This window comes from Halomicrococcus pelagicus (assembly GCF_050954125.1).
The window spans coordinates 1-24,331 of sequence record NZ_JBPBWC010000031.1; the positions used below are offsets into that span (position 1 = coordinate 1).

Genomic DNA, 24,331 nt, shown 5'->3' on the forward strand with positions numbered 1-24,331 from the left:
GACGACACGAAGGCGAACCGCGTGGAACGGGGCTTGTACATCTGCTCGTCGTGTGGGTTGGTCGGGAACGCGGATTGCAACGGGGCGGAGAATATGCGGCAGAAGATAACTCCGAGTCCTCACGGCGAAGATAGGAGTAACGGCTGTGTGGCACAGCCCTCGGTACACCTGTTCGACCGCGAGAGCGGGATGTTTCGGACGAGAGAACAGGTCGTGTCGTAGACCGGCAAATATCCCACCTATAGTACGGGAAGCCCCGTCGTTCACGACGGGGAGGATGTCACCGATCGCGTCACGGCGCCTTGATATATCCGTACTCCAGCTCCTGGAGGCGTGCGAGTTCGCCGACGGCGGAGGGGACGGGTTCGACGCCGTCGACAAGGTCGTCTTCCGTCAGTCCCAGCGCCTCCATCGCGTTCCCGCAGGCGCGGAAGGCGACGCCGCGCTCCTGTAGCGACGTGACGAGGTCGTAGAACTCGTTGTCCCCGGTCGGCGGCGTGTAGAGCGTGACGCCCTTGCCGTTCGCGACGAAGGCGAGTTCTTTTACGGGAACCGTGTCGTCCTCGAGCAGGTTCTTCGCGTTGAGCAGCGCGTGGCGCTGGGCCTTGGTCTCGCCACTCGACAGGTGGACGACCGTCTTCGCGGGCGGTGACGGCCGGGGGTCGCCGGTACACCGGTCGCGCGTCGCACCGACCGATTCGCTCCCGAACAGGAGGGCGCTGACCGTTCCGACAGCCGAAACGAAGCTTCGTCGTTCCATACAGATATTTCTACATAGTGTATAGTACTAAAAGTTTCTTAAAATATAATAAAACAAAATGCTGTCACGCTTGCACCTTCAGGGTCGGCCGGATGCGTCGCTCAGGAGTCGACGGGCGTTCCCGGCGGAGGAACCGCCGGCCAGGACGACGCCCGTCAGTTCGCGGCGCAGTTGTTCGGACCGAGTTCGAGGTCCTCGGCGTCGTCGTCGAGCGGTTCGTCGCCCCAGTTGATGTGTTTGATCCGCTGGTAGTTGTTAGGGGTGTCCGAGAGACTCTCGACGATGGTCTCGACGAACAGTTCCTCGTCGTCTTCTTCGACCAGCTGGAACAGTTCGTTGTCGGTGGCGAGACGCTCGAGCGTCGTCGCGAGCGGACGGATCTCCTCGTCGCTGAAGTGGCCGGGGAGGACGACGGTGTCGTCGGGCAGGTCGGCGAGTCGCTGGAGGCTGTCGAAGAGGTCGTCCGCCGCCTCCCGAATCGCGTCCTCGCTACCGTCTTCGAGGTCGGGACGTCCGACGCTCCGGAGGAAGAGCGTGTCCCCCGACAGAATCGCGTCGCCGAACTCGAAGGAGGTGCTCCCGGGCGTGTGACCGGGCGTGTGCAGGACGTCGAGTTCGCGGTCGCCGACGGGTATCGTCTCCCCGTCCTCGAGCGGCGTGTACTCGTCGAGCGAACCGGCGTCGTCCTCGTGGAGGTAGTAGGGCACGTCGAACCGATCGGCGATCTCTCGCCCGCCGCTGACGTGGTCGGCGTGGGCGTGCGTGTCGACTGCCCCGACGATTTCGAGGCCCCGTTCGTCGGCCATGTCGCCGTACTGCTCGACGTACTGGCTCGGGTCGACGACGAGCGCCTCGCCGTCGTCGAAGACGAGGTACGAGATGCAGCCGGTGCCCGGACGGACTATCTGGCTGACGCCGCGCTCGTCGACATCGTAGGTCTGATGGACGCGCCCCCAGCCGCGCATTCCGTCGGTCATCGAACGTGCGTCGTACCCTCGCTCGTTCAGGAAGCCGGCGGCGTCGGCCGACGTGATTCCGCCGACGCAGACGACCGCGATCTCCTCGTCCTCGGGAATCTCGTCGAGCGCCGCTTCGAGGCTCGAGAAGTCCCCGTCGAGCAGTTCGTCGTAGATGGGAAGGTTGTGGCTTCCGCTGATGGCCCACTCCTCGTAATCGTCCTCGTTGCGGACGTCGAGGACGAACAGGTCGTCGTCGTCGCGTCGTTCGGCTACTTCGCTCGGAGCGATGTCGGGCGATCCGAATTTGGTATTGCTCATTCTGTACACTACTACTTACTCCCTACCTATAAAGGATTCGCCCGATGAGAGAGGGTAGAGGAAAGACGGAATAGCGGTCGGAAAGGTGAGGATTCAGATGGCCGGCGAAGAAGTATAGTGAGAAATTGGAAGAACAGTGTGATAATTTCCCCGTCAGCGCTCACCGTCGCGGCCGAACGCGACCCGGAGCACGGCGGTCAGTCCACCGCCGCGTCGGCGCGCCAGCGGGAGGCGAGTCGACCGGTGCCGAACTCACGACCGTCACCCGTCGAGCTTTCCGTTCAGGACCTTCGCCGCCGTCAGGACGGGGTCCCAGGTGGGACTGAACGGCGGGGCGTACGCGAGGTCGAGGTTCTGTAGCTCGGTGACCGTGAGACCGGCGTGAAGCGCCGTGGCAACCGTGTCGACGCGTTTCACGCCCTCTCTTCCCACGACGCTCCCGCCGAGGACGCGTTCCGTCTCCCGGTCGGCGACGAGGGTCACGGTGAGGTCCTCGGCACCGGGGTAGTAGTGTGCCCGCGACGACGCCGTGATCTCGACCGAAACCGGGTCGAACCCGGCGTCGCGAGCCGTCTCCTCGTCGAGGACCCCCGTCCGTGCTGCGCCGAGGTCGAACGCCTTGACGATCGCCGTGCCGGCTGTCTTGCCCACCTCCGTCGGCGTTCCGGTCACCGTCTGGCCGATCGCACGGCCGGCGCGGTTGGCGGTCAGCGCCAGCGGGACGTGGTCCGGTTCTCCGGTGACGACGTTGGTCGTCTCCGCACAGTCTCCGGCCGCGTAGACGTCCTCATAGTTCGTTCGCCCGTACTCGTCGGTGGCTATCGCGCCCGTCTCGCCGATCTCGATGCCGGCCCGTTCGGCGAGTTCGACGTTCGGCGCGACGCCCACGCCGACGACGACGATGTCCGCCGGCACCGTATCGTCCGCCGTCTCGACGGCGGAGACCGCGCCGTCGCCGGCGAATCCCTCGACGGGCGTGTCGAGACGGAGGTCGACGTCCTGCTCCCGGAGGTGGTCCTCGACGGCGGTGGCGACCGTCTCGCCGAACGGCTGGAGGACGTGCGGCAGCATCTCGAATAGGTGGACGTCGAGTCCGCGTCCGGCGAGCGCTTCGGCCATCTCGATGCCCACGTAGCCGCCGCCGACGATCGCCGCCGTCTCCGGCGCGGCGTCGCCGACGTAGTCGTGAATCGCACCTGCCTCGTCCATGTCGTGGATGGTGAACACGCCGTCGCGGTCGAATCCTTCGAATGGTGGTTCGATCGCGCTGGCGCCGGTCCCGACGAGCAGGTGGTCGTAGGGCTGCTCGAACCGGTCTCCGTCCGCGGACACCGTCACGGTCCTTTCCTCCGGATTTATCGCGACGACCTCGTGGTTCGTCCGGACGTCGATGTCCCGTTCCGTCCGGAACTCTTCGGGGGTTATCTGGACGAGGTCGTCCAGCGACTCCACCTCCTCTTTCACGTAGTAGGGCATGCCGCACGCGGCGTACGACACCCAGTCACCCTTCTCGAACGCGACGACGTCCAGGTCCGGATTCTCTCGCTTCGCCTTGCTGGCAGCGCTCATTCCGGCCGCGTCACCACCGACGACGACGAACGTATCGACCATACTGGGCGTACGTGGGGATACCGCTAATGACTGGTGGTCGTTCGCACCTCTCTGGAACAGCCGAAAGCGTGGAGATGGCCCGGCCCGTAGTTACGAGCATGAGCTCTGATTGGCAATCCCGCATCCGTCACAGACGCGAAGAGAAAGACGAGTACTTCGGCTCGAATCCCCACTCACCGATTCCGTCCGACGAACGCGAGTCGTTCGACGGGCTCTCGTACTATCCCGTCGACGAGGCGTACCGGTTCGAGCTACCGCTCGACGAACACGACGACAGAGAGACGGTGACGGTCGGGACCAGCACCGGCGGCGAACAGGAGTATCTCCGCTGGGGTGAGTTCCGGTTCGAGGTGGACGGCGAGGCGGTCACGCTCCAGGCGTACAAGAGCGACCCCGACGACGACCGGCTGTGGATCCCGTTCCGCGACGCGACCAGCGGCGAGGAGACCTATGGGGCAGGTCGCTACCTCGACCTGGAAGCCGCCAGCCACCGGACGGACGAGGGGACGTGGATTCTCGACCTCAACGAGGCGTACAACCCGACCTGTGCGTACTCGGAACAGTACGAGTGTCCCCTTCCGCCGACCGAGAACTGGCTCGACGTCCCCATCGAGGCGGGCGAGAAGGCGTACCACTAGCTACCGCCCCCTTCGCAGTGCACGCCGAGAACGGATTCGACGCCAGTCGAGCCTCGCTCTCCGGCGTCGACGTCGATAGAACGCTAGTGGGTCTCCGCGTCGAGTGCCGCGTCGTAGCGCCTGGCGACGAGTTCGACCCACCCGAGTTTCAGCCCCATCGAGAGCGCCATCGCGAGCGCCGCACGGACGGGCTTTCGGGCGTACGCGGCGGCCAGCGCGTAGGCGAACGCGGGCACGTTCACCGTGTTGAGGACGTTCGGCCACCCGAGTCCCAACGAACCGTTGCCCGCTTCGATCCACCACCGCTCTGCGCGCACCGCTCTCGTCATCCAGCTATCCGTGTCCGGGTCCGGCGGGCCGAACGCGACAGGATTGACGACGGTCGCGAGCACCGCCAGGGCGACCAGCCGCCGGTCCCGGCGATAGAGCGCGAACACCAACAGCGGTGAGATCAGCAGGCGCGACCAGCCGCTCTTCGGATTCGAGTGACGTTCCCAGAACGTGTCTTCGAGCCGACTGCGAAGCGGCGCGTCCGGTTCCGTGTCCATCATCACCGCTACTACTGCCCCGACGATAACTCGTTCCGCCGTTTCGCCGCCGCTGCGGCGGACGCCGGCCCGGGAGGGCCGCCGTGTCAATCCTCGTTCGCGGCGTCGTCCGAACGCCGGCGTCCGACCCGCCGGCCGGTGGCAGTGGTTAATGAGGCTCGGACGCGTACGTCGTACGATGGTCGGGGGGTTTCAACCGACGGCGGGTATCGAGGCACAGCTGCTCACGCTTCTCGCCGTCTTCGCCATCGCGGGGGGCGTCGGCGTGCTCACGACGAAAGTCGTTCGCATCCCCTACACCGTTGGTCTCGTGCTCGCGGGACTGACGGTGTCCATCCTCGACCTACCGCTGAGGACGCCGCTCTCGGGTGAACTCATCCTGCTCGTCGTTCTCCCGACGTTGATCTTCCAGAGCGCGATGAACATCGACACCGAACGGTTGCGCGAGAACGTCGGTCCAATCCTGGTGCTGGCGGTGGTCGGTCTCGTCCTCTCGGTCGGCGTCGTCGGCGTCGTCGGTGCGTCGGTGTTCGGACTCTCCGTCGCCGCGGCCCTCCTCCTCGGAGCGATGGCGATGCCGACCGACCCGGTTTCGGTCGTCGCCCTGTTCGACGAACTCGGCGCACCGGAACGCCTCTCGGTCCTCGTCGAAGGTGAGAGCATCCTGAACGACGGCGTCGCCATCGTGCTCTACTCGGTCGTCCTGTCCGTGCTGCTCGAGGCCCAGGCCGAAGGAGTCGCCGCCAGCGAGGTGATCACGTCCGACCTTCTCGTCAGGGACGTCGGGTTCGGCATCGTGTTCGCTATCGTCGGCGGAACCCTGGTCGGCGGGGTCGCCGGCTACGTCGCGTATCGTCTCCTCGTTCTCGTCGACGACCCGATGACCGGTATCGTGTTCACCGTCGTGCTTGCCTACGGAGTGTACCTGCTCGCGGAGCACCTCGGCGTCAGCGGCGTCATCGCGACGCTCGGCGCGGGACTCGTCGTCGGGACTCACGGCCCCGGCGACGAGGTGAGCGCACGAACGCGGCTGACGCTCGGGACGGTCTGGGCGAGCGCGGCGTTCATCGCGAACACCGTCATCTTCGTCGCCATCGGGGTCGCCACCCCGCTCGACCTGCTCGCGCAGTACGCCGGGGAGATTCTGGTCGCCATGGTTCTCGTCTTCCTCGCGCGGGCCGTCGTCGTGTACCCGCTAATCGAGTTGACGAACAGGCGGCTGGCGGACCCAGTTCCGCGGTCGTACCAACACACCATCGTCTGGAGTGGCATCCACGCCTCCGTCCCCATCGCTCTCGTCCTCGGGCTTCCGGAGCGCCTTCCCGCTGGACTGCGAGAGGAACTCGCCGCGCTCGTCTTCGGCGTCGCGGCTATCACGCTGGTCGTCAACGGACTCACCGTGGCGAGACTCATCGAGTACCTCGGTATCGTCAGGACGTCCGCGGCTGAACGGCGCTACGAACTGCTGATGGGGCGCCTCCACGGCGTCGACGCCGCGCTCGCGGGCGCCCGGGAGCTTCACGAACGGGACGACATACCCACCGAGTTCTACGAGAGTATCGTCAGCCGGTACGCGGACTGGAAGCGGCGGCTGGAAGACGATGTCGCTGATCTGCTCGACGAACATCCTCATCTGCGCGAGCGAGAGGCGCTCGCCGCGGAGAGCCAGATCACTCGTCGCGAGATTCTCGGCATCAAGACGGCGATGGAACGGGGAATCGTCAGCACCGACGTCGGCAACCGTCTCCTCGAAGAGACGGAACGGAGACTCGAACGCGTCGCCGACGACCAGCGCGCGCTCGATGCCGATTCCCTGGACGGCGAAAGGGGACGGGTGCCGGTACCCCCCGAGTTCGAGGCCGACGAGCGCTCGGCGGACTCGTCGGTAGACGACGACCGGCGAGGTGACCCGGATTCGTGAAACGCCCGGCTCCGAACGGTCTTGCTGTCGTTCACCACGACGGGTCGAACTGATTCCTGACGGGGCTGTGGGTTCGCGAGTTCGCGGTCTCCGAGGCGCGTCCGGCGGAGGGTGTTCTTGTTACAGTCGGCCCTCGCCGAACGGTCGGCACGCCACTTTCATCGCCGCTCGCTTCGAAAAGGTCAGCAGCATTCCGAGGCCGACGATACCGGCCGCGAGTGCGGAGTGCTGAACGTACCACGGAGCGTCCTCTATTCGCAGTACGGTGTACGCCGACAGTACGAGGAACAGTCCGGCCAGCGAGAGCAGCGTCTCCCCGACCCGCGTTTGATACCAGCTCACGGGGTCCAACGCCCCATCCGTCAAAGCACCACTCTCTCCCATCGTTACCACCAGTTCGACGTACAGTATAATACCATATGAATCTATACTTGATATTCATAAAGGGGTTGAACGTTCTCCGCTCCGAGCGTCGTCGAACGACTCACCCTCCGGTGTCGAGCACCGTCTCGTAGACGTGCTGGAGACGGTCGCCCATCCGAGAGAGGCTCACCTCTTTCGCGGCCGTCCGACCGTTCGACGGGCGCGGAGCGGAGAGAACATCGACGAGGCCGGTCACCAGTTCGGCATCGGACTGACAGACGTATGAGGGGGAGACGCCCGACAGCCGTTCGCGAACGTCACCGACGTCCGTCGCGACCACCGGAAGATTGCAGGCGAGTGCCTCCTTGACCGCGTTCGGCGAACCTTCCCAGTGCGACGTCACGAGGAGGACGTCCGCCGCGTTCATGTACAGCGGCATGCGCTCGTGTGGAACGTCGAAGACGGTCTGGATCTCTATCGGTCCGTCGGCGTCGAGATACTCCCGTGCAGCGGCGACGACCCGCTCGGCGCGCGGATAGTTCTTCACCTCGCGATGCGGTGGGTACGGGTAGAGGACGTGTCTGTTCGCGGGGTCCCAGCGTACCGCGGCTTGCGCCTCCTCCTGTGGCATCGGACGGAACTGGTCGGTGTCGACGCCGTGGGGCACGACGTAGCAGTCCTGGTCGAGTTCGCGTGCCATCGCCTGCGACATGACGACGACCGCGTCGCACCAGCGGGAACAGAGCTTGCTCACCCAGCCGTACTTTCCGAACAGGTCCGTCCCCCAGAGCGAGAGCACCACCGGCAAGTGCGTCTGTGCGAGCGCGAACGGCGCCGTCAACCCGTAGTTAGCGTGGACGAGGTCGTAGGAGTCGGGCACGTGCGCTCGCACCTGGGGATAGAACCGGAGATAATCCAGCACGGACCTGTTCCCCGCCACTTCTTTGCGGACGTGTTCCCCCGGCGGCGTTATCGTCGTACAAGCGGTGTCGTTCGCTTCGAGCGCCTCTATCTGCTTGCGGTAGAACGCGTCGTTTGCACTCGCGACGAGCTGCAGGGCTCTCATCGGGCCTGTCACCTCCTCCGTGGTACCGCACGCCTGAACGCTGGTTTCTGCACGGTCGGAGTGTCGCGCTCACCGAGTTTTGTTATATGTAACTTATCGGTAGTTATCGTCGTTAGGAGAGGTGCGGTGAATTTACTCTGACGACAGAGATAGATGATTATGGTGCGTTAGCCACAGCCGATACTTCCTCTCCACCGGCAGTTCGTAGCTACGGGGGGACGGTTCGTCCGTCCGCGAACCGGGTCGGACTCGAACGGCCCCTCCCCGGTCGGTGTCGTCCCTACCCACGGCCGGACCGGCAGGTCGAGTGGTCGGACCCGATCGCGTTCGAAACTACCTGTGGTACCTCCGCGAAGGAGACTCGTTCGACGTGCCGAGAGCGACGGCCCACCGACACGGTTGCGACGCGTTCGGCGCAGTCCCTCGTACCGCTCGCTGATGACCAATCCGGTCCCGCGAGACCGCACCGGCGTTTCCTCCCTCGACGGACGAACGTGGTCAGGGCGTCCCTACTACGGCCCTCTGACGCCACACGCTCTCGCATACGTCCAGTGTACGCCGCCGAAGCACGACCATAACAAAGCCGTAACCCGGCGTCGTGGTGGGTGGCTTTCGTTACCATGACGGCTTTACTACCGACGGGCGACCTTTCTGGATCGAGCGACCGCGACGACGGCTGCGATACGGTCACCGACGGCGGTGAGAGGCTCGGATGACAGGCGTCGTCACGCTCAGCGTCGAAATCGAACTCGGATGGGGCTATCACGACCTCGACCACGACGGCCGCGTGAGCGAAGACCGCGACCAGGAGGACGTCGCGCTCGACAGGCTTCTGGACCGCTGTGACGAACTCGACGTTCCGTTCACGTTCGACGTGGTCGGACACCTGTTCCAGGAACGACGGCCGGCGTACGACTCGCCGTATCCCGATGGCTGGTTCGACGGCGTCCCGGACGGTCCCGACCCGGCGTTCTACGCCCCCGACATGATAGAGCGGCTCAAGCGGACCGACGTCGACCACGAACTCTGCACGCACACGTACTCTCACACCCTCTGTTCGCAGGTCGACCCCGACGTGGTCGCGTGGGACCTCCAGCGGGCAGCCGACGTCCACCGTGCGGCGGGCGAGCCGGCACCCGTCTCGCTGGTCCCGCCTCGTCACTCGCCACCGCCGCGGGACGTCCTGCGCGACGCCGGCATCGAGATCGTTCGGACGGTCGGCTACGACCGAGAATCGAAGCGGGTTCACAAACTCCGTCGCCTGCTGTTCGAACCACCGCCGCCGAAAGCGCCGCGTCTGGTCGACGGCGTCGTCGAGACGTACTGCGCGCCGTTCACGACGCTGACCGCGTCGTCGCTGGCCTCGGGGTCGGAACCACCGCTAGCGATGTTCCGCTGTGTCCCCCGCCGACTCCGTCAGCGTCTCCACGAGCGCTATCTGACGCGAGCGGTCGAGACGGCGGCCGAGCAGGACTCGTACACGCACCTCTGGTGTCACCTCCACGACATGGCGAACGATTCCCAGTGGCCCCCCATCCGGTCGTTCCTCGGGACGCTCGCCGAACTGCGTGACCGCGGCGCGGTAGAGGTCCTGCCGATGGTGGCGCTCAACGACCGCGTCCGCGACCGGACCGGCGAGACCGACCGACAGTCCGACGACCGCGTCGTTCAGTCCGTGAAGACACCGTAAAGACGGACGCTCGCCCGGCCCGTGAGCCCCCCACGAGACCCTCCCCGAGGGGTCTGGAGTACGCTCGCTCTCCCGGCGTTTGCGCCGACGGCACCCATGCCGTCCGACCGTCGAGTTACGGGCCTTCCGTCCAGCACGTCCGACGGCGAGAAGTATCCCAGAGATAACACTTTAGTAGCTGGCTGCCGTGTCCGTTCGAGAATGAGCCAGCACACCTCTCGCCGGCAGTTCCTGGCTCTGGGGGTCGGCACCGTCGTCGGGGGACTGCCCAGCGACACCGCACTTCAGAGCGTCGACGCCGAACGGGACGATACGTCCGGGACGCAATCCGGCGACGCGAGGAGCCAGATTCTGACCAACCTGCCGAACGCCGACGGGCCAGTCGCCCTGCGCGGTGCTATCTACGTTCCCGCGCGGGCGTTCAACCGGTACCAGATGTGGAAAGACTACGACCGCGCGGTCATCGAGCGCGACCTGGGGTACGCCGCTCGCCTGAACCTCAACGCCATCCGGACGTGGATGAGCTACGCCTACTGGCTCGAAGACCCTGAGGGCCACGAGGAGCGACTCGATCACTTCCTTGACGCCGCCGCCGACCGCGACATGCGCGTGGTCCTCGGCCTCCACGACAGCGTCGGTCGCGAACCGACGTACGAGAACCTGATCGACGACGACCCGCTCACGGGCGTCCACACGTTCTCGCCCGCGACCCGGACGATGCGAAACGAGCGGCTCTGGACGAAACCGCGGGAGTACATCAGGTGGTTCATGCAGCGATATCGCAGTGACTCGCGGCTGCTTGCCATCGAATTGACCAACGAACCGGGGTGGGACCGGAAGGACGTCGAGTTCATGGCGAAGATGGCGAACACGCTCACCGCTTACCGGGGCGACCTGCCGCTGACGGTGGGGGCGACGAGCCTCACGAACAACACCCGCTATCTCGACTGGGGGATGGACATCCTGCAGTTCCACTACAACTTCGCACAGACGCCCGCCCAGTACCGTCGGACGCTCCGACTGGCGAACCGTATCGCGAGCCAGGTCGACGCCCCCGTCTGGCTGTCGGAGTGGCAGCGCATCCGCCCCGGTGAGGGGTTCTTCGCGAACGTGGACGACAAGTCAGCGGTCCCCGACTACTCCTCGCTGGCGCCGATAATCGCGGACGCGGGCATCGGCAACTTCTTCTGGTCGCTGATGGTCAAACCGGCGTACTCGGTCCGCCTCCGACGGATGGGCGTCATCAACGGCCTCTTCCACGAGGACGGAACGGTCTGGAGCAGAGACGACGCCAGCGCCATCAAGGCCATGTCCGGCGACCCGACGTTCGAGGGACGCGAACGACGCGAGTTCCCGGAGTGGGCCGCGAAGATCAAACCCGGCCGACGTGACGTCGAGATGCCGGGGACGGAGTACCCCCGGTGAGGCTGCGACGGGAGCGTGGAGTCGGAGCTAACAGTTGCCACGATGGGATGTCACGGCTGCGGCCCCGGAACCGAGACCCGCGATGTTCGACCGACGTCGCTTCGGCTGGTCGGGTAGTAAGATGGACTCCCGGCGCTCTCGTCTCGTTCTGCCGCGCCCCGCTTCGTTGTAGCTGGTCCCGACTGCTGTTCCGCATGATGGCAGCGCCGTAGTTCTCGTCGAAGTAGTTGTTCCCGGTCGTGATCCGACTGCTCGCGTCGTCGACGGTGATGGCGATTATGTTGCGCTGGAAGCCGGACTTCCTGACGGAACTTCGGGTCGTGTTCCAGAACGCTATTCCCTCGGCGTTGTGCGACACGTTCATCCGTCGAATCGTGACCCGAGACGCGTTTCGAACGAGCAACCCCCGATTCCACTCGGTCAGCGTCACCGTCCGAACGGTGACGTTCGACACTGATCGCGGGTGCGAGATTCGAATGCCGGTGGAGTTCGTCACGCCCCCGCCCCCGACCGTGTGACCGAATCCGTCGAGCGTGACGTTGCTCGAACGAATGACGATACAGCTATCCGAGAGTCCCGTTGCGCCGCCGACGTTCCGCCTGAGTGCGTACCGGCCGGGTTCCGTAATCGTCGTACACTGCGTGATGTTCGTGAACGTCGGTGACGAGTCGGTCGAGGTGCTACCGGCTCCGTCGGGCGAGTCCGTGATGATGCCGATCGCTACGATTCCGCCGGCAACGAGGACGCCCAGCACGAACGCTCCGAGTAGCATCCATCGTTGCCGGACCGCTGCATCGGATGCTGCCATCGAGAATCAGTCGTTACGACGTCAGGTGTCAAAAAGCTATACTTCGTTCTCGCGGTGAGGCGCACGCTGCGGTCGCGTCAATCGCTCCGTGAACCACGAGTGTCGGGTCGTCGAGTCGTTCGAGCCAGTCGTCGCAGACTCGACGCCACCGCCGTCGCTACCCCCTCGTTCCGCACTTCTCGATACTACGGCAATCCGTCGCGGGCCGCGCGTAGCACCGTAGGCGGCCCCTACCACGGGGACGAAGCCAGATTCGTCGGGGCACCGTCCGCTCTCGTAGTGCGGTTTTGCGCTTCGTCCGATCCGTCGTGCGTTCGAACCACCTCCCCGCTGATTGAAGCGCTCGCACGGATAGAACTATTACCGAACCAATAATTTTCGGTTGGGGAGATGACCGTTGTAACTAGCGTTTACTGCCTAACTATTAGCCTCAGGAGATTCATAACGAAGTGTGAACCCCTCTTCGACCAGAGTGCGCTATGCGAGAAAACAACGGAAATCATAGCAAGGTTAAGCGCAGAGGCTATCTAAAAGGAATTGCAGCGGCAGGAATGAGCGTGGGTGCTGTCACCCAGTTTTCCGACTCGGCGAGTGCGGCTTCGGACGACACCGTGCACGCGGACGGGGAGAGCGTCTATCTCGTCTTCGGTGCGGACACGTCGTCGACCGACCTCGAATCGTGGGTCGAGAATCACAAGGGAGACATCGCAGCGAGCTCACAGCAGTCCTCGTCGGAAGTCATCCAGTATCAGAACGTCTCGCAACTGAACGTCAACGAGCAGGGCAACGCCGTCGCCATCTCCATCGACGGTGGCGACGCCGAGGCCATCCAGCGGACGTACCAGAACAACCGGAACACCCAGCAGGGTAGCGCGCAGTCGATAAACGCGAAGAAGGAGACGAAGGAACAGACGTTCACCGGTGTCGGGAACGCGTACGTCGTCTTCGCCGAGGAAACGGAGTGCCGTGAGTTCTCGGGATGGGTCGTCAGCGACGACGCATACCAGAGCGAGCAGTCCGCCGAGGCAGATATCGACCAGACGCAGGCGGTCCAGCAGTTCAATTACAACAGCCAGAGCACCGCAGTCGCAATTGCAGAAGACAGCAGCTACTCCCGGGCGTATCAGCGAAGCTATCAGGAGAACAACAACCTTCAGTCCGCCGAAGCGCTGGCAGCGAACGCCGGTGACGGCGACTCCCAGAACGCCGACTCGTCGGTCGACCAGTGGCAGGACGTAAACCAGCTGAACGTCAACGAACAGGGCGTCGCGGTCGCTATCGCAGTCGGTGACGGAAGCGTCGCGAAAGCGTGGCAGATAAGCTGCCAGTTCAACGTGAACAAGCAGATCGCCAGCGCGACGGCGATCAACTTCGAGCCGAAGACGATGGCGGAGGTCACCGCGAGCGCCGACATGAACGGCGACTTCTCGGACTCGGACGTGACGCGTTCGGGGGACGGTTCGGAGCAGTCGAACCAGCAGGTTGCGTCAGCCGACATCGACCAGGTCCAGAGCGTCGGCCAGGAGAACATCAACATTCAGAACGCGGCCATCGCCGTCGCTCTCGAGGACAGCCAGGCCACGGCCACGCAGGCCAGCTACCAGGGCAACTTCAACGCACAGATCGCGTCGGCGGCCGCGGTGAACGTCGAGGACGGTCGGTACAGTGCGTCCAAAGTGATGGACGGCACGGACGTGAAGGGTGACGATTCCTGGGCGGTCGCCTACGAGAACGGTAGCGACCAGGCCAACCAGCAGACGGCCAACGTCGACATCACACAACTGCAGATCGTCGAACAGCTGAACGTCAACGAACAGTTCAGCGCGCTCGCGTTCGCCACCAACTGCGGCAACGCGTCGGCAGAACAGGTCAACTACCAGGTGAACGAGAACGTGCAGATCGCCGAAGGGACCGCGACTAACGAGGGCGACGACGGTAGCCAGGACAGAACGTGGAACGTCGGTCGACGCTTCGCTCCCCAGCGATTGTAGGACCGCTCCTTTTTCCGAAGGATGTGACGAGGGCAAGGTGATGGTACCAGACTCTGGGTGGTTTTCGACCGCCAGGCCCTCGTCACAGTGACGGTTCTGTAGACCTGATAAGTACTTTCTGGATTGCCTGACGGGAGTAGGGTTGCTCACGTCGGAACGCAGGCGGCGAGTACTGCACTTCAACCGTACCCTGAGAAGGCCGAACGTCCCGGTCGCGAACCGTGACGACGATGCAACGACGGCTTCGGAGCGAGAGACGCGTGAAACCTCCCGGTCAATTGTTTCTCGACCGATACTTTAGATACAAAAGATCGGAGCCGTTGGACTGGACAAAACGTAAGAGAAATTTCATTAGGAACGGAGCCCGTATATCCAGTACCGATGGCAGATCGGAACGACGGACACGGCGAACAGGCAGCGAAGCGACAGGAAACGGGAAGCCCGGTCGTGGCTGCGTCGGGCGTCGCGAAGACGTACGACTCGCCGCTCCCGTTCGGCCGGTCAGTTGCAGTCCTCGAGGGAGCCACACTCGAGGTCAATCGCGGAGAGGTCGTTGGGATTATGGGCGAAAACGGGAGCGGTAAATCGACGCTCATGCAGATTCTCGCGGGCGTCCTCGACCACGACGAGGGGGGAGGTAACACGCGCCGGTACGGTCGGATGGTGTCCGCAGGAGCCACGTCTCTACGACCGACTGACCGTCGACGAGACCTTCTGTCTCTTCGGACGGGCGTACGGGATGGACGACGCGGAAATCGAAGACGCACGGCGGTGGCTGACCGACGTACTCGACTTCGAGCGGTTCCGTGACCGGCAGGTTCGGCATCTGAGCGGCGGCAACCGGCAGAAGGTCAACCTGTCCGTAGCGCTGATGCACCAGCCGGACCTGCTCTTGCTGGACGAACCGTACACCGGATTCGACTGGGAGACGTTCCTCACGTTCTGGGACCTGACCGCGGAGTTGCGAGAGCGCGGCGTGGGCGTCGCTATCATCTCCCACATCATCAGCGAGCGCGACCGGTTCAACGTCATCTACGAACTCCACGAGGGACACCTCCACCGCCAGGATATCGGCGGAGACGAGACCGTGAATCCGGAACCGACCACCGAGGGCGTCTCCTGCGGGCGAACCGCGGAGTTCTTCGAGCGGAGGGGGACCGACGACGGTGGAAACGCCGTGACGCAGGAGGTGGGGTGAATGAGCGGGTCACGCCGCATCTCGGCGGGCGTCCGTGCGAGCACGTTGTCGTTCTTTCGGGAACCGCTAAACGTGGCACTGTTGCTGATACTGCCCGCCCTCTCCATCCAGATCTACGGCGTCAGCCTCGCCCAGTTCCCCAAACTGGGGCTGTTCGATACGACGAGGCCGCTCGAAACCACCGGCCGCATCACCGGTGCCGTCTTCGCGACTGGCGCTCTCGCCGGCGTGCTCGGCCTGTTCCAGATGATCAGCGCGCGGAACGCGGACCGCCGGCTCTCTATCTGTGGCTTTCGGTCCTCCAAACTCGTCGGTTCCCGGTTCGCGACGGTGCTCGTCGTCAGCATCGTCATCAACGCCGTTGCTGCCGTCACGCTCGGCATCTTGCTCTCGACCCCCGTCGGCGCCCCGGTGATCGCGTTCGCCGGGCTCGTGCTCGCCGGTGTCGTCTACGGTTTGCTCGGTCTCCTGGTGGGAACCGTGCTCCCCAGAGAACTCGAGGGCTCGCTCGTGCTGGTCGTCCTCGCGGACATGGACAACGTCTTCGCCAGCGGACTGTTCGACATCGACGAGAGCATCACCCGCTTCGCGCCGCTCTCTCATCCGCACGAGATCGTCACGCAGGCCGTCGTCGACGGGACGCTCGCGACCGACCACGTCCTCCCGGCGCTGGCACACGTTCTCGTCTTCGCCTTACTCGGCGTCGGGGTGTACTCCTTCACCGTCGCAAACGGAGGTGAGGCCTGATGCGACGGCGCGTCTCGACCGCTCTCTCGATGGGTGCCCGCGAGTTCGGCCGCACGCCCCTGTTGCTCGCGCTGCTTGCGTTCCTTCCCGTCTACATCATCGGCGTCTTCGTCTGGCTCGTTCCCGATACGTCCGTCCCGGTAACGGTCGACGGAACGCGGGTGACGGTAGCGATGACCGCGTTCGCGGCCGCGTACATGACGCCGGTCGCCGTCGCTATCCTGTCGGGAATCGTCGGTCTGTTTCTCGTCCAGTCGTCCCAGATGGCCGACGACCGCCTTCGACTCGCGGGATACCGGGCTGGCGAACTCGTCGTCGCTCGCGTCGGCCTCCTCGCCGCCGGCACCCTCGTCGCCACCACTGCGTCGCTGGCAGTCGCCCTCCTCTCTTTCTCCCCCGAGGCGGTTCTCGCGTTCGCGCTCGCGACCGCCCTCGGCGGACTCACGTACGGCGTCCTGGGCGTCATCGTCGGGACCGTCCTCGATCGACTCCCCGGCGTGTACGTCATGCTTTTCACGCCGATGGTGGACGTTCTCATGTTCCAGAGTCCGCTCGCGACGGATTCGCCCGGCTGGACTGCGGCCTTACCGGGTCATTTCTCGACGAACGCGCTGATGGAGGCGGCGTTCACGTCCGGGTCGAGCCTCGACGCGCTGGCGGCCGCCGGCGGATACCTCCTCCTTCTCCTGGTGGTCAGCGTCCTGGCCTTCTATCGGACGACGATGGTCGGGTGACCTCCCCTGCACGGGGCCACGCTTCGCTCGTGCTGCGCGAGTCTCGCGTTGGACGGAGAGACGCCGCCAGGTACGTTCCGTCGTCCAGGTGGCAGTTACACTCGCCGACGAGGCGGGAACCTCGTCGCCGGCTACGTCGCGACGCCGTCTCGCGGAACGACGTCAGCCACAAGAGTCACGTCTCCGTTTCGTCGTCGGCTGACCGCCGGGCGAGCGGTCGTCTGAGCGGCGAGTCAGCGTTCGCACAGCCCGGTTTCCCGCAGACGCCGGCGTCGTCTCCGGCCCGCTCGACGCCGGGGCTGAGCCGATGGAGTTCCCACGTCGCCTCGTGACCCGTCTCCGCGCGGTGGTCTTCGATGCGGGAACGGGCCGCCGCGAGCCTGGTAAACGTCTCCTCGAGCTCACACGCCGGGCACGTCACCGTCGCGCGCTTGCTTGCCATCGTACGAAACGACGACGGGAAGCCGGATAACCTCGTTGGATCGGTCGTCGACTGGGCGGTCAGCCACCGTCCGCGACTACCCATACCGGGAAGTGGTCGGACGCTCGCTCGGCGACCGCGCGACGGTTCTCGTCCGTCGGCCAGCCGACGCCGGACGCCCGGACGGTGAATTCCGTCGACGGCAGGACGTAGTCGGCCCGCGTCGGCCCGCGGGAGAGAACGCCGGTCGCGCGAGCGGTGCCGCGCTCACGACCCTCCGAACTGGACGGGGTCGTCGCAGTCACTCGCGGATTGTCGAGCAGATAGCGCGTAATCGCGTCGTCGGTCACCGCCCCGCCGGGTTCGGCGTTCATGTCGCCGAGCACGACGAACCGCTCGTCGGTCGCCAGACCGCCCTCCCGGCCGTCGTCGTCGTACGGATAGTCCGCGTCGGTGACGTAGTCGCCGATGAAGCGAATCTCGTCGTGACACCGCGGGGCGTTGAGGGTCTCCATGCCGTCTGCGAGCGGCGGCGACGGGTGTGCGACGACGGCGTGGACTGTTCCGGTGGGAAACTCGATCGGCACGTCTGCGACCGTCTTCGCGGGGAGTCGAAACCGCTCGCGCTCGTCGGCGGTGAGGTACACGTCGTGGTCGGAATCGGTGGGAATCCGGTGATGCGGGAGGTCGGTCCAGCGAAACTCCCGGAAGGTACGGACGCCGTCGGCGTCGATGGGAAACCGACTGTACAACGCCATCGCGTATCGCCCCGGGTACGGGGCGTAGCTGAAACAGTCCCGGGCGTAGGCGTCGGTTCCGGGCTCGACGCCGAGTCCGTCTTTCCCGACGTCCATCCCGCTCGGGATGCCGGTGTTACACCGCGGGGCGAACCACGTCTCGAAGTCGACGCCCTGGAGGTCCGGGGCCTGGGGCGTGCGGAGATAGTTCTCCAGGAACGCCGCCGCGTTGTGCGTCCGTTCCCACCCCTGCACGAAGTTGTCGTCCATCTCGTTGACCAGGAGAACGTCCGGCGTCGGCAACCGCTGGATCATCTCCGCGGCCGCCTCCAGTTGGTCGGTTCCCTCGCGCTGGACCTTCTCCGTCGTCAACCGTTCGACGTTGTACTGAGCGAAGACGTAGTCCTCCATCGTCCCACCGTCTCCCGTACTACCCGGACGCTCGACAACCCATCGGCGGTTCCGGTTCGGATCGTCGCCGACTCCCGACTCTCCTCGTCAGTCGCCTTCGGCCCCGAAAAAGTCGTCGAGACGAGGAGCGGACCGTCGCTACAGCAGGGCGCCGGCGACGATCCACGCGAGAAACAGGACGGCGGTCCAGAGGAGCAACTGGAGTATCAGAAACCATCGGAGGTAGAGGGTGGATTGGCTCGGTCCCACGGTCGTTCCTCGGTACTGCGACGGTTAAGTATGGAGTCACAGCCTCGAGGGAACGCTCCCGTTAGCGGTTCGCTCCCGATATATTCCGTACGTAACGGGGGTCGCGCTCTCGGTCGAACGGCGGTCCGTCGTCGGTGCGACCGGGTGACGACGCCGTCGACCGCCGAGCGAGTCCCCGCCGGGCGGGGCTACCCTCGCAGGTACTCGCGGGCGATGGCTCCCCTCCGGGAGTCCCCGGGACGAGAGCGGTGCGTCGACGGCGGGACCGGAGTTACTTTACGGGGCGCGTCGTCTTGAAGCGGTATGTCCAGTGATCGCGCACCGGACGAACGCTCCTCCCCGCACACGGTCGCACGGTCGTGTATCGACGGTGGAATCGAGGCGGCGCATCCAGCGACCGTCGTCGGGGACTCGGTCTCGCTCACTGGGGACGAACTCACCGTCGACGGTACGGTCTACGACCTCTCTTCGTACGAAGACGTCGTCGTCCTCGGCGGTGGGAACGCCGCCGGAAAGGTCACCGCCGCGCTCGAATCGGTACTCGGCGAGCGTCTCACCGACGGCGTCGTGGTCACGGACGTCCCGGAGCCGACGTCGACAGTCGACGTCGTCGACGGCAGCCATCCGGTACCGAACGAGCGGGGACTGGCCGGCGCCGAGCGGGTCCTCGACCGCGCCGGCGAAGCGACTGCAGACACGCTCGTGCTCGGCGTCGTCACGGGCGGCGGGAGCGCCCTGCTTCCAGCGCCTGCTGGCGACGTCACGCTCGACGACCTCCAGACGGTCACCGACGACCTGCTCGGCAGCGGCGCGACGATTCACGAGATAAACGCCGTGCGAAAACACCTTTCGGCGATCAAAGGCGGCCGACTCGCGGCCGCGGCGGCACCGGCGACCGTCGTCGGACTCGTGTTCAGCGACGTCGTCGGTGACGACCTCGACGTCATCGCGAGCGGGCCGCTCGTTCCGGACGCGTCGACGTACGCGGACGCGCTCGACGTCGTCGACCGCTACGACGTGGCGCTGCCACCTCGCGTCGAGCACCACCTCGAACGGGGCGTCGACGGTGACATCGCCGAGACCCCGGCACCCGGCGCGGACGCGTTCGCGACGGTGGACACGCACGTCCTCGCGAACGGACTGACCGCGCTGACGGCCGCCGGTAACGTGGCGGCCGACCACGGCTACACGCCCCTCGTCCTCAGTTCGCGCGTGCGCGGCGAGGCGCGCGAGGCGGCCAAAACGCACGTCGGAATCGCGGAGGAGATTCACGCTACCGGGCATCCGATCGCGCCGCCGGCGGTCGTGCTCTCCGGCGGCGAGACGACGGTGACGCTGTCCGACGACGCCGGTGCCGGCGGGCCGAACCAGGAGTTCGCGCTCAGCGCGGCGATCGAACTCGATGCCGACGCCGACGTCGTCGTCGGGAGCGTCGACACCGACGGTATTGACGGCGCGTCCGACGCTGCCGGTGCCATCGTCGACGGGGAAACGACCGAGCGGACGTCGATGGACGCACGGACGGCGCTGGCAGCGAACGAGGCCTCCCCGTTCCTCGAAGCCGCCGGTGCGCTCGTCGAAACGGGGCCGACGGGGACGAACGTGAACGACCTGCGCGTTCTCGTCGTCGCCGACGCGGAGGAGGGAGGCGAGTCCGGCCCCCGTTCGGACTGCTCGCAGGGACCGCTCCAGTGACCGGGTCGGCGGTCAGCCGAACGCGCTGACGACGTTCTGGAGGACGACGATCCACGCGATGCTCGTGACGCCGAGGACGAACGTCCCGGCCGTCCAGGCCTGGTAGGCGGTCGCGGCTTCCATGTCGGAGAACTCGGTGATGATCCAGAAGTACGAGTCGTTGGCGTGACTGACCGTCATGCTGCCGGCGCCGATGGCGAGGACGGCGAAGACGCGTCCCCACTGGGACGCGAGGCCGAGCGGCCCGAGGAGCGGGGAGACGAGGCTCGCGGTGGTGAGGATCGCGACCGTCGACGACCCGAGCGCCGTCTTGAGGGCGGCGGCGATGACGAACGCGGCGACGAGACCGATGCCGAGTCCGCCGAATGCGTTGCTGATGAACTCCTTGAGCGGAAGCTTCGAGAGGACGTTTCCGAACGCGCCGCCGGCCCCGGTGACCGCGATGATGACGGCGGCGTCCGTCAGGCCGTCGCTCACCCACTCGTCGGTGACCGCCTCGGTGAGTTCGGGGACGACCGTGAAGCTGGTGAAGGCGCCGATGATGAGTGCGACGGCCGGGTCGCCGAAGAACAGCAGCCAGTTCTGGAGCGGACCGGAGACGAAGGCGGGGTCGTCCGCGCTGGGATACGAGGCGATGCTGCCGATCGTGATGAGGACGATGGGGAGGAGGATGGGTGCGAACGACTTCGCTGGCGTCGGGAGAGTGCCGTACTCCGCTTTGACGTCGTCCATCGTCATGTCCGGGTCGGGGTCGATGTGATAGCGCGAGGCGATGGTCGTCGCCCACTTCGCTCCGACGAGCGTAATCGGGACGCTGACGGCGAGACCGGCCAGCATGACGAGGCCGACGTCGGCACCGAGGATGCCGGCGGCGGCGATGGGGCCGGGCGTCGGCGGGACGAAGACGTGGGTGACGTAGAGGCCGCTCGCGAGGGCGACGCTGATGGTCGCGAGCGAGAGTTTCGAGCGCTCCGCGAGAGAGCGGCCGAGTCCGGAGAGGATGACGTACCCGGAGTCACAGAAGACGGGAATGCTGACGAGGCTGCCGGTGACCGCCATGACCTCCGGGGTGTTCTCCTCGCCGATGAGGTCGAGGATGGTCTCCGCGATGACGATCGCGGCTCCGGAGCGTTCGAGCGCGGTACCGATGATGGTGCCGGCGAGGATGACGATGCCGATGTAGCCGAGGACGCTGCCGAAGCCGTCCGTGACGAGCGTCGCGGTCCTCGTCGGGTTGAGTCCGGCGATCAGGCCGGTCGCGTAGGCGGCGACGAGGAGCGTGAGGAAGGCGTGGAGGTTGAGCTTCGCCGTCGCGAAAACGATGAACCCGACCGCCGCAAGCAGTAGCAGTATCAGTGGAAGACCGTCGACCATTTGTGGGACATCACTGACCAGAAATAAATAAATGTTATCTAACGGTGTTAATAATTGTACTCGGGGACAATAAGAATAATCCCAAGATAAATGCTCCCGTCTCTGACGTGGCCCACGAAAGGATCGCACAGCATCGGTCGACGATGTCCACGTAACAGGCTCCGGAAACGGTGTGTAGCGGAGTTCGGTTGCCGAGTTTCCCGCACCGGAATCGAGCGAGGCTGCTTCGACGGCGGAATCGCCGACGCGCGGTCGGTCCGTCTACGACCGGAACTACCGGAGAAATCGAGGCGTATCCACTCGCTTAAACCGCCGCCGGACGACCATCGAATCACCCGATGACGTCGAGTTGCAACCCGGTCGCTGACCGCCTCCGAGACGCAGTTCACGGACTCCGGGGCGACGGTCGCGGCTGGATTCTGTTCTCCGTCGCGCTCGGTTGGGCGTTCACGCTCGGCCTTCGCTTCCTCGTTCCGGCGTTGTTGCCGCAGGTGAAGGGGGCCTTCGACGTCACCAACGCCACCGCCGGACTCGCCATCACGGCTCTCTGGGTCGGTTACGCCGTCATGCAGTTTCCGGCGGGCGTGCTGGTCGACCGGTTCGGCGAACGGACGCTCCTCACGGCGAGTCTCTGTCTCTCGGGGGTGAGTCTCTGCCTGCTCGGGCTTTCCCCGGTGTTCGCCGTCTTCTTCGCGGCGAGCGCGGCGTTCGGGCTCGGCTCCGGCATCTACGGTCCGAGTCGCGGAACCGTTCTCTCGCGCACGTTCACGGCGAACGCCGGCACGGCGTTCGGCATCACGCTCGCCGTCGGGAGCCTCGGCTCCGCACTCCTGCCGAACGTCGCGACGGCCGTCGTCGGCCAGGTCGGCTGGCGGTTCGTCCTCGCCGGTCTCGCCGTGCCGTTCTTCGTCGCCGCGGCGCTGACGTGGCGGGTCGTCCCCGAGCGGTCGACGGCCGAAACGAAACCGGCGGCTGTCGACCGCTCGCCTCGTCGTCTCGTCCGCGACATCGTGAACACGCTCTCCGACAGGTCGATTCGCCTCGCGACGGTCGCGGTGGCGCTTCTCCTGTTCGTCTACCAGGGACTGACCGCGTTCCTGCCGCTGTATCTCCAGACCAAGGGACTCGACCAGCAGACCGCCGCACTGCTGTTCGGTCTCATGTTCATCACGGGCGCGATGTCGCAGGTGGTCGCCGGGAGCGCGGCCGACCGCGTCGGCATGAAACCCGTCCTCCTCGTCGTCACCGCCGTCGGCGTCGTGACTCCCGCCGTCCTCACGGTCACGTCCGGAACGGCGGCCCTCGCCGTCGTCGTCGCCGTTCTCGGTTCCCGGATGGCCGTCAATCCCGTCACGAACGCCTACATCGTCGGTGCCCTGCCGGACCAGATCGAGGGTGCGGCGTGGGGGTTCATCCGCACCGCGTTCTTCCTCGTCGGCGCGACCGGGTCGACGTTCGTCGGGTTCTTCGCGGACGCCGGCCAGTTCGACCTCGCGTTCCTCGCGCTAGCGGGCCTCTCCGCGGTCGCTCTCGGCTGCTACGCTCTGCTGCCGGGCGAAACGTGACCCCCCGGTGCGTTCTTCCCGTCCGGCGCTCGGCTCAGGAGACGAGGACGTAGTCGCTCCGGCCCACTGCCTCCTTCGCGGTGTCCAGTCCCTCTTCGTCGATTCCCTCCTCCCGGGAGACCGTCGCCAGCTCGTACCCCATCCGGTCCTCGTCTTTCACGAAGTAGTAGAGCCAGTGGTCGCCGTCGGCGTCCCACGTGTCGACTCTGAGCGTCTCCCTCTCCATCCCCCCGCCCGACATATGCGTGATGTCGTAGTTCTGTGGCACTGAGCGGAAGTGAGTCCCCCACTGGATTAGCACTTCCGGCAGGGGTGGTGCCCCTTCGCGGGGGCGGCGGCGACCGACTTGGCGCGTGTCGCCCGCGAAACCGCGGTCGCAGCGGTGGTTCCGTGCGGTCGCGTTCCCCCGCGGACAAGGCGACAGTCGGGGACGTCGCGACGCGCGTCGTCGCTTCCGGACCGGTTTCGACACCACCGAGAATATCTGTCCGTACTCCCGTGCAATCGAAACGTGTCCTCGACGAACCTCCTGGAGTCGGTCGACCTCACGCTCGAGTTCTTCCTCTCGCTCGACGCGCCGGGACTGTTCGCCGTCGCGTTCCTGGAGTTCTTCCTCCTGCCAGTGCCGCCCGACTTCGTTCTCGTTCCGCTGTCAGTCGCCCGTCCGGAGTTCGCCTTCCTGTACGCGGCCGTCGCCACGGCCGGCTCCGTCAGTGCAGGGCTCGTCGGGTACGGAATCGGCCGGAGGGGCGGTCGGCCCGCCCTCGACTCGCGCTTCGCCGGCGACCGGGCCGTCTGCGCCGAGCAGTACTTCGACCGGCACAGTCTCGTGACCCTCTCGCTCGGCGCGTTCGCGCCCGTCCCCGAGGGGTACGAACTCCTGTCAGTCGCCTCAGGCGTCCTCGGTCTCGACCTCCAGTCGTACGTACTCGCGTCGCTCGTCGGCCGCGGCGGGAAGTACTTCCTCGAAGCCGTGCTCGTGCTCGTCATCGGCGAGGCCGCCCGGGGTCTCACGGAGGTCGAACTCTACAGGCTGAGTAGGGTGAGTGCCTCGGGGTCGTTCGAGAGAGCGAAGCTCGCTCGTGATGACGAGACGCCGTTG

General features: G+C 65.6%; 23 protein-coding genes and 1 pseudogene. 13 read left to right on the forward strand and 11 right to left on the reverse strand.

All coding sequences use genetic code 11. The annotated features are described in order from the left end of the window. Window positions 1–222 (forward strand): annotated as a pseudogene (locus tag ACRYA2_RS25870) (RNA-guided endonuclease TnpB family protein); the annotation flags it as partial. Window positions 223–292: 70 nt separating this feature from the next. Here the strand turns inward: ACRYA2_RS25870 and ACRYA2_RS25875 are convergent. The 3 genes from ACRYA2_RS25875 to ACRYA2_RS25885 all read right to left on the reverse strand — a co-directional run bounded on the left by ACRYA2_RS25875 (window position 293) and on the right by ACRYA2_RS25885 (window position 3,648). Next, window positions 293–760, reverse strand: a complete 468-nt coding sequence (locus ACRYA2_RS25875) for a DsrE family protein (protein WP_433634562.1) — start codon at window positions 758–760, stop codon at window positions 293–295. A gap of 155 nt (window positions 761–915) precedes the next feature. After that, a complete protein-coding gene (locus ACRYA2_RS25880) occupies window positions 916–2,037 on the reverse strand; it encodes an MBL fold metallo-hydrolase (RefSeq protein WP_433634564.1) in 1,122 nt (373 codons plus the stop codon). A 261-nt stretch (window positions 2,038–2,298) separates the two neighbouring features. Further along, complete coding sequence (locus ACRYA2_RS25885) at window positions 2,299–3,648, reverse strand: FAD-dependent oxidoreductase (protein ID WP_433634566.1); 1,350 nt, start codon at window positions 3,646–3,648, stop codon at window positions 2,299–2,301. Window positions 3,649–3,746: 98 nt separating this feature from the next. On the opposite strand from ACRYA2_RS25885, the gene ACRYA2_RS25890 reads away from it, so the two are divergent. Next, window positions 3,747–4,286: a DUF1684 domain-containing protein gene (locus tag ACRYA2_RS25890; protein ID WP_433634568.1), complete on the forward strand. Its 540-nt coding sequence runs from the start codon at window positions 3,747–3,749 to the stop codon at window positions 4,284–4,286. 83 nt (window positions 4,287–4,369) lie between these two features. Here ACRYA2_RS25890 and ACRYA2_RS25895 read toward each other — a convergent pair whose 3' ends face one another. Beyond that, window positions 4,370–4,834, reverse strand: coding sequence for a DUF6653 family protein (locus ACRYA2_RS25895; RefSeq protein WP_433634570.1), 465 nt, complete (start codon window positions 4,832–4,834; stop codon window positions 4,370–4,372). Window positions 4,835–5,012: 178 nt separating this feature from the next. Here ACRYA2_RS25895 and ACRYA2_RS25900 point away from each other — a divergent pair, with 178 nt between their 5' ends. After that, window positions 5,013–6,755 carry a cation:proton antiporter gene (locus ACRYA2_RS25900; protein WP_433634572.1) on the forward strand — a complete coding sequence of 581 codons (1,743 nt, stop codon included), beginning with the start codon at window positions 5,013–5,015 and terminating at the stop codon, window positions 6,753–6,755. A gap of 120 nt (window positions 6,756–6,875) precedes the next feature. On the opposite strand, the gene ACRYA2_RS25905 is transcribed toward ACRYA2_RS25900, so the two are convergent. Both ACRYA2_RS25905 and ACRYA2_RS25910 read right to left on the reverse strand, forming a co-directional pair. Beyond that, the gene (locus ACRYA2_RS25905; protein WP_433634574.1) at window positions 6,876–7,139 is read right to left on the reverse strand and encodes a hypothetical protein; all 264 of its coding nucleotides are present in this window, start codon (window positions 7,137–7,139) and stop codon (window positions 6,876–6,878) included. A 100-nt stretch (window positions 7,140–7,239) separates the two neighbouring features. After that, complete coding sequence (locus tag ACRYA2_RS25910; protein ID WP_433634576.1) at window positions 7,240–8,184, reverse strand: glycosyltransferase; 945 nt, start codon at window positions 8,182–8,184, stop codon at window positions 7,240–7,242. A gap of 712 nt (window positions 8,185–8,896) precedes the next feature. Here ACRYA2_RS25910 and ACRYA2_RS25915 point away from each other — a divergent pair. Both ACRYA2_RS25915 and ACRYA2_RS25920 read left to right on the forward strand, forming a co-directional pair. After that, a complete protein-coding gene (locus ACRYA2_RS25915) occupies window positions 8,897–9,874 on the forward strand; it encodes a polysaccharide deacetylase family protein (RefSeq protein ID WP_433634578.1) in 978 nt (325 codons plus the stop codon). 201 nt (window positions 9,875–10,075) lie between these two features. Beyond that, the gene (locus ACRYA2_RS25920) at window positions 10,076–11,299 is read left to right on the forward strand and encodes a cellulase family glycosylhydrolase (protein WP_433634580.1); all 1,224 of its coding nucleotides are present in this window, start codon (window positions 10,076–10,078) and stop codon (window positions 11,297–11,299) included. Here ACRYA2_RS25920 and ACRYA2_RS25925 read toward each other — a convergent pair. Further along, complete coding sequence (locus ACRYA2_RS25925) at window positions 11,247–12,107, reverse strand: right-handed parallel beta-helix repeat-containing protein (RefSeq protein ID WP_433634582.1); 861 nt, start codon at window positions 12,105–12,107, stop codon at window positions 11,247–11,249. The two genes, ACRYA2_RS25920 and ACRYA2_RS25925, sit on opposite strands and share 53 nt — an antisense overlap. A gap of 611 nt (window positions 12,108–12,718) precedes the next feature. Here ACRYA2_RS25925 and ACRYA2_RS25930 point away from each other — a divergent pair. From ACRYA2_RS25930 to ACRYA2_RS25950, 5 genes are all read left to right on the forward strand, one after another. Continuing rightward, complete coding sequence (locus tag ACRYA2_RS25930) at window positions 12,719–14,098, forward strand: hypothetical protein (RefSeq protein ID WP_433634584.1); 1,380 nt, start codon at window positions 12,719–12,721, stop codon at window positions 14,096–14,098. Between the two features lie 561 nt (window positions 14,099–14,659). Then, entirely contained in the window at window positions 14,660–14,908 is a 249-nt protein-coding gene (locus ACRYA2_RS25935) for an ATP-binding cassette domain-containing protein (protein ID WP_433634604.1), read from the forward strand. Next, window positions 14,793–15,296: an ATP-binding cassette domain-containing protein gene (locus tag ACRYA2_RS25940; protein ID WP_433634606.1), complete on the forward strand. Its 504-nt coding sequence runs from the start codon at window positions 14,793–14,795 to the stop codon at window positions 15,294–15,296. Before ACRYA2_RS25935 ends, ACRYA2_RS25940 begins: the two co-directional genes overlap by 116 nt. After that, a complete protein-coding gene (locus ACRYA2_RS25945; protein WP_433634586.1) occupies window positions 15,297–16,043 on the forward strand; it encodes an ABC transporter permease in 747 nt (248 codons plus the stop codon). It begins immediately after the preceding gene. Next, window positions 16,043–16,777: a hypothetical protein gene (locus tag ACRYA2_RS25950; RefSeq protein WP_433634588.1), complete on the forward strand. Its 735-nt coding sequence runs from the start codon at window positions 16,043–16,045 to the stop codon at window positions 16,775–16,777. Before ACRYA2_RS25945 ends, ACRYA2_RS25950 begins: the two co-directional genes overlap by 1 nt. A gap of 175 nt (window positions 16,778–16,952) precedes the next feature. On the opposite strand, the gene ACRYA2_RS25955 is transcribed toward ACRYA2_RS25950, so the two are convergent. After that, the gene (locus ACRYA2_RS25955) at window positions 16,953–17,219 is read right to left on the reverse strand and encodes a DUF7542 family protein (protein WP_433634590.1); all 267 of its coding nucleotides are present in this window, start codon (window positions 17,217–17,219) and stop codon (window positions 16,953–16,955) included. Window positions 17,220–17,278: 59 nt separating this feature from the next. After that, entirely contained in the window at window positions 17,279–18,346 is a 1,068-nt protein-coding gene (locus ACRYA2_RS25960) for an endonuclease/exonuclease/phosphatase family protein (RefSeq protein WP_433634592.1), read from the reverse strand. A gap of 552 nt (window positions 18,347–18,898) precedes the next feature. Between ACRYA2_RS25960 and ACRYA2_RS25965 the strand changes: the two genes are divergently transcribed. Continuing rightward, window positions 18,899–20,290, forward strand: a complete 1,392-nt coding sequence (locus tag ACRYA2_RS25965; RefSeq protein ID WP_433634594.1) for a glycerate kinase type-2 family protein — start codon at window positions 18,899–18,901, stop codon at window positions 20,288–20,290. A gap of 12 nt (window positions 20,291–20,302) precedes the next feature. On the opposite strand, the gene ACRYA2_RS25970 is transcribed toward ACRYA2_RS25965, so the two are convergent. Next, window positions 20,303–21,664, reverse strand: a complete 1,362-nt coding sequence (locus tag ACRYA2_RS25970) for a GntP family permease (protein WP_433634596.1) — start codon at window positions 21,662–21,664, stop codon at window positions 20,303–20,305. 338 nt (window positions 21,665–22,002) lie between these two features. Between ACRYA2_RS25970 and ACRYA2_RS25975 the strand changes: the two genes are divergently transcribed. Next, window positions 22,003–23,229 carry an MFS transporter gene (locus ACRYA2_RS25975; protein WP_433634598.1) on the forward strand — a complete coding sequence of 409 codons (1,227 nt, stop codon included), beginning with the start codon at window positions 22,003–22,005 and terminating at the stop codon, window positions 23,227–23,229. A 34-nt stretch (window positions 23,230–23,263) separates the two neighbouring features. On the opposite strand, the gene ACRYA2_RS25980 is transcribed toward ACRYA2_RS25975, so the two are convergent. Continuing rightward, window positions 23,264–23,497 (reverse strand): hypothetical protein, encoded by a 234-nt coding sequence (locus tag ACRYA2_RS25980; protein ID WP_433634600.1) that lies wholly within the window; start codon window positions 23,495–23,497, stop codon window positions 23,264–23,266. 243 nt (window positions 23,498–23,740) lie between these two features. Here ACRYA2_RS25980 and ACRYA2_RS25985 point away from each other — a divergent pair. Further along, on the forward strand, window positions 23,741–24,331 hold a 591-nt coding region (locus ACRYA2_RS25985; RefSeq protein WP_433634602.1), incomplete at its 3' end, for a YqaA family protein.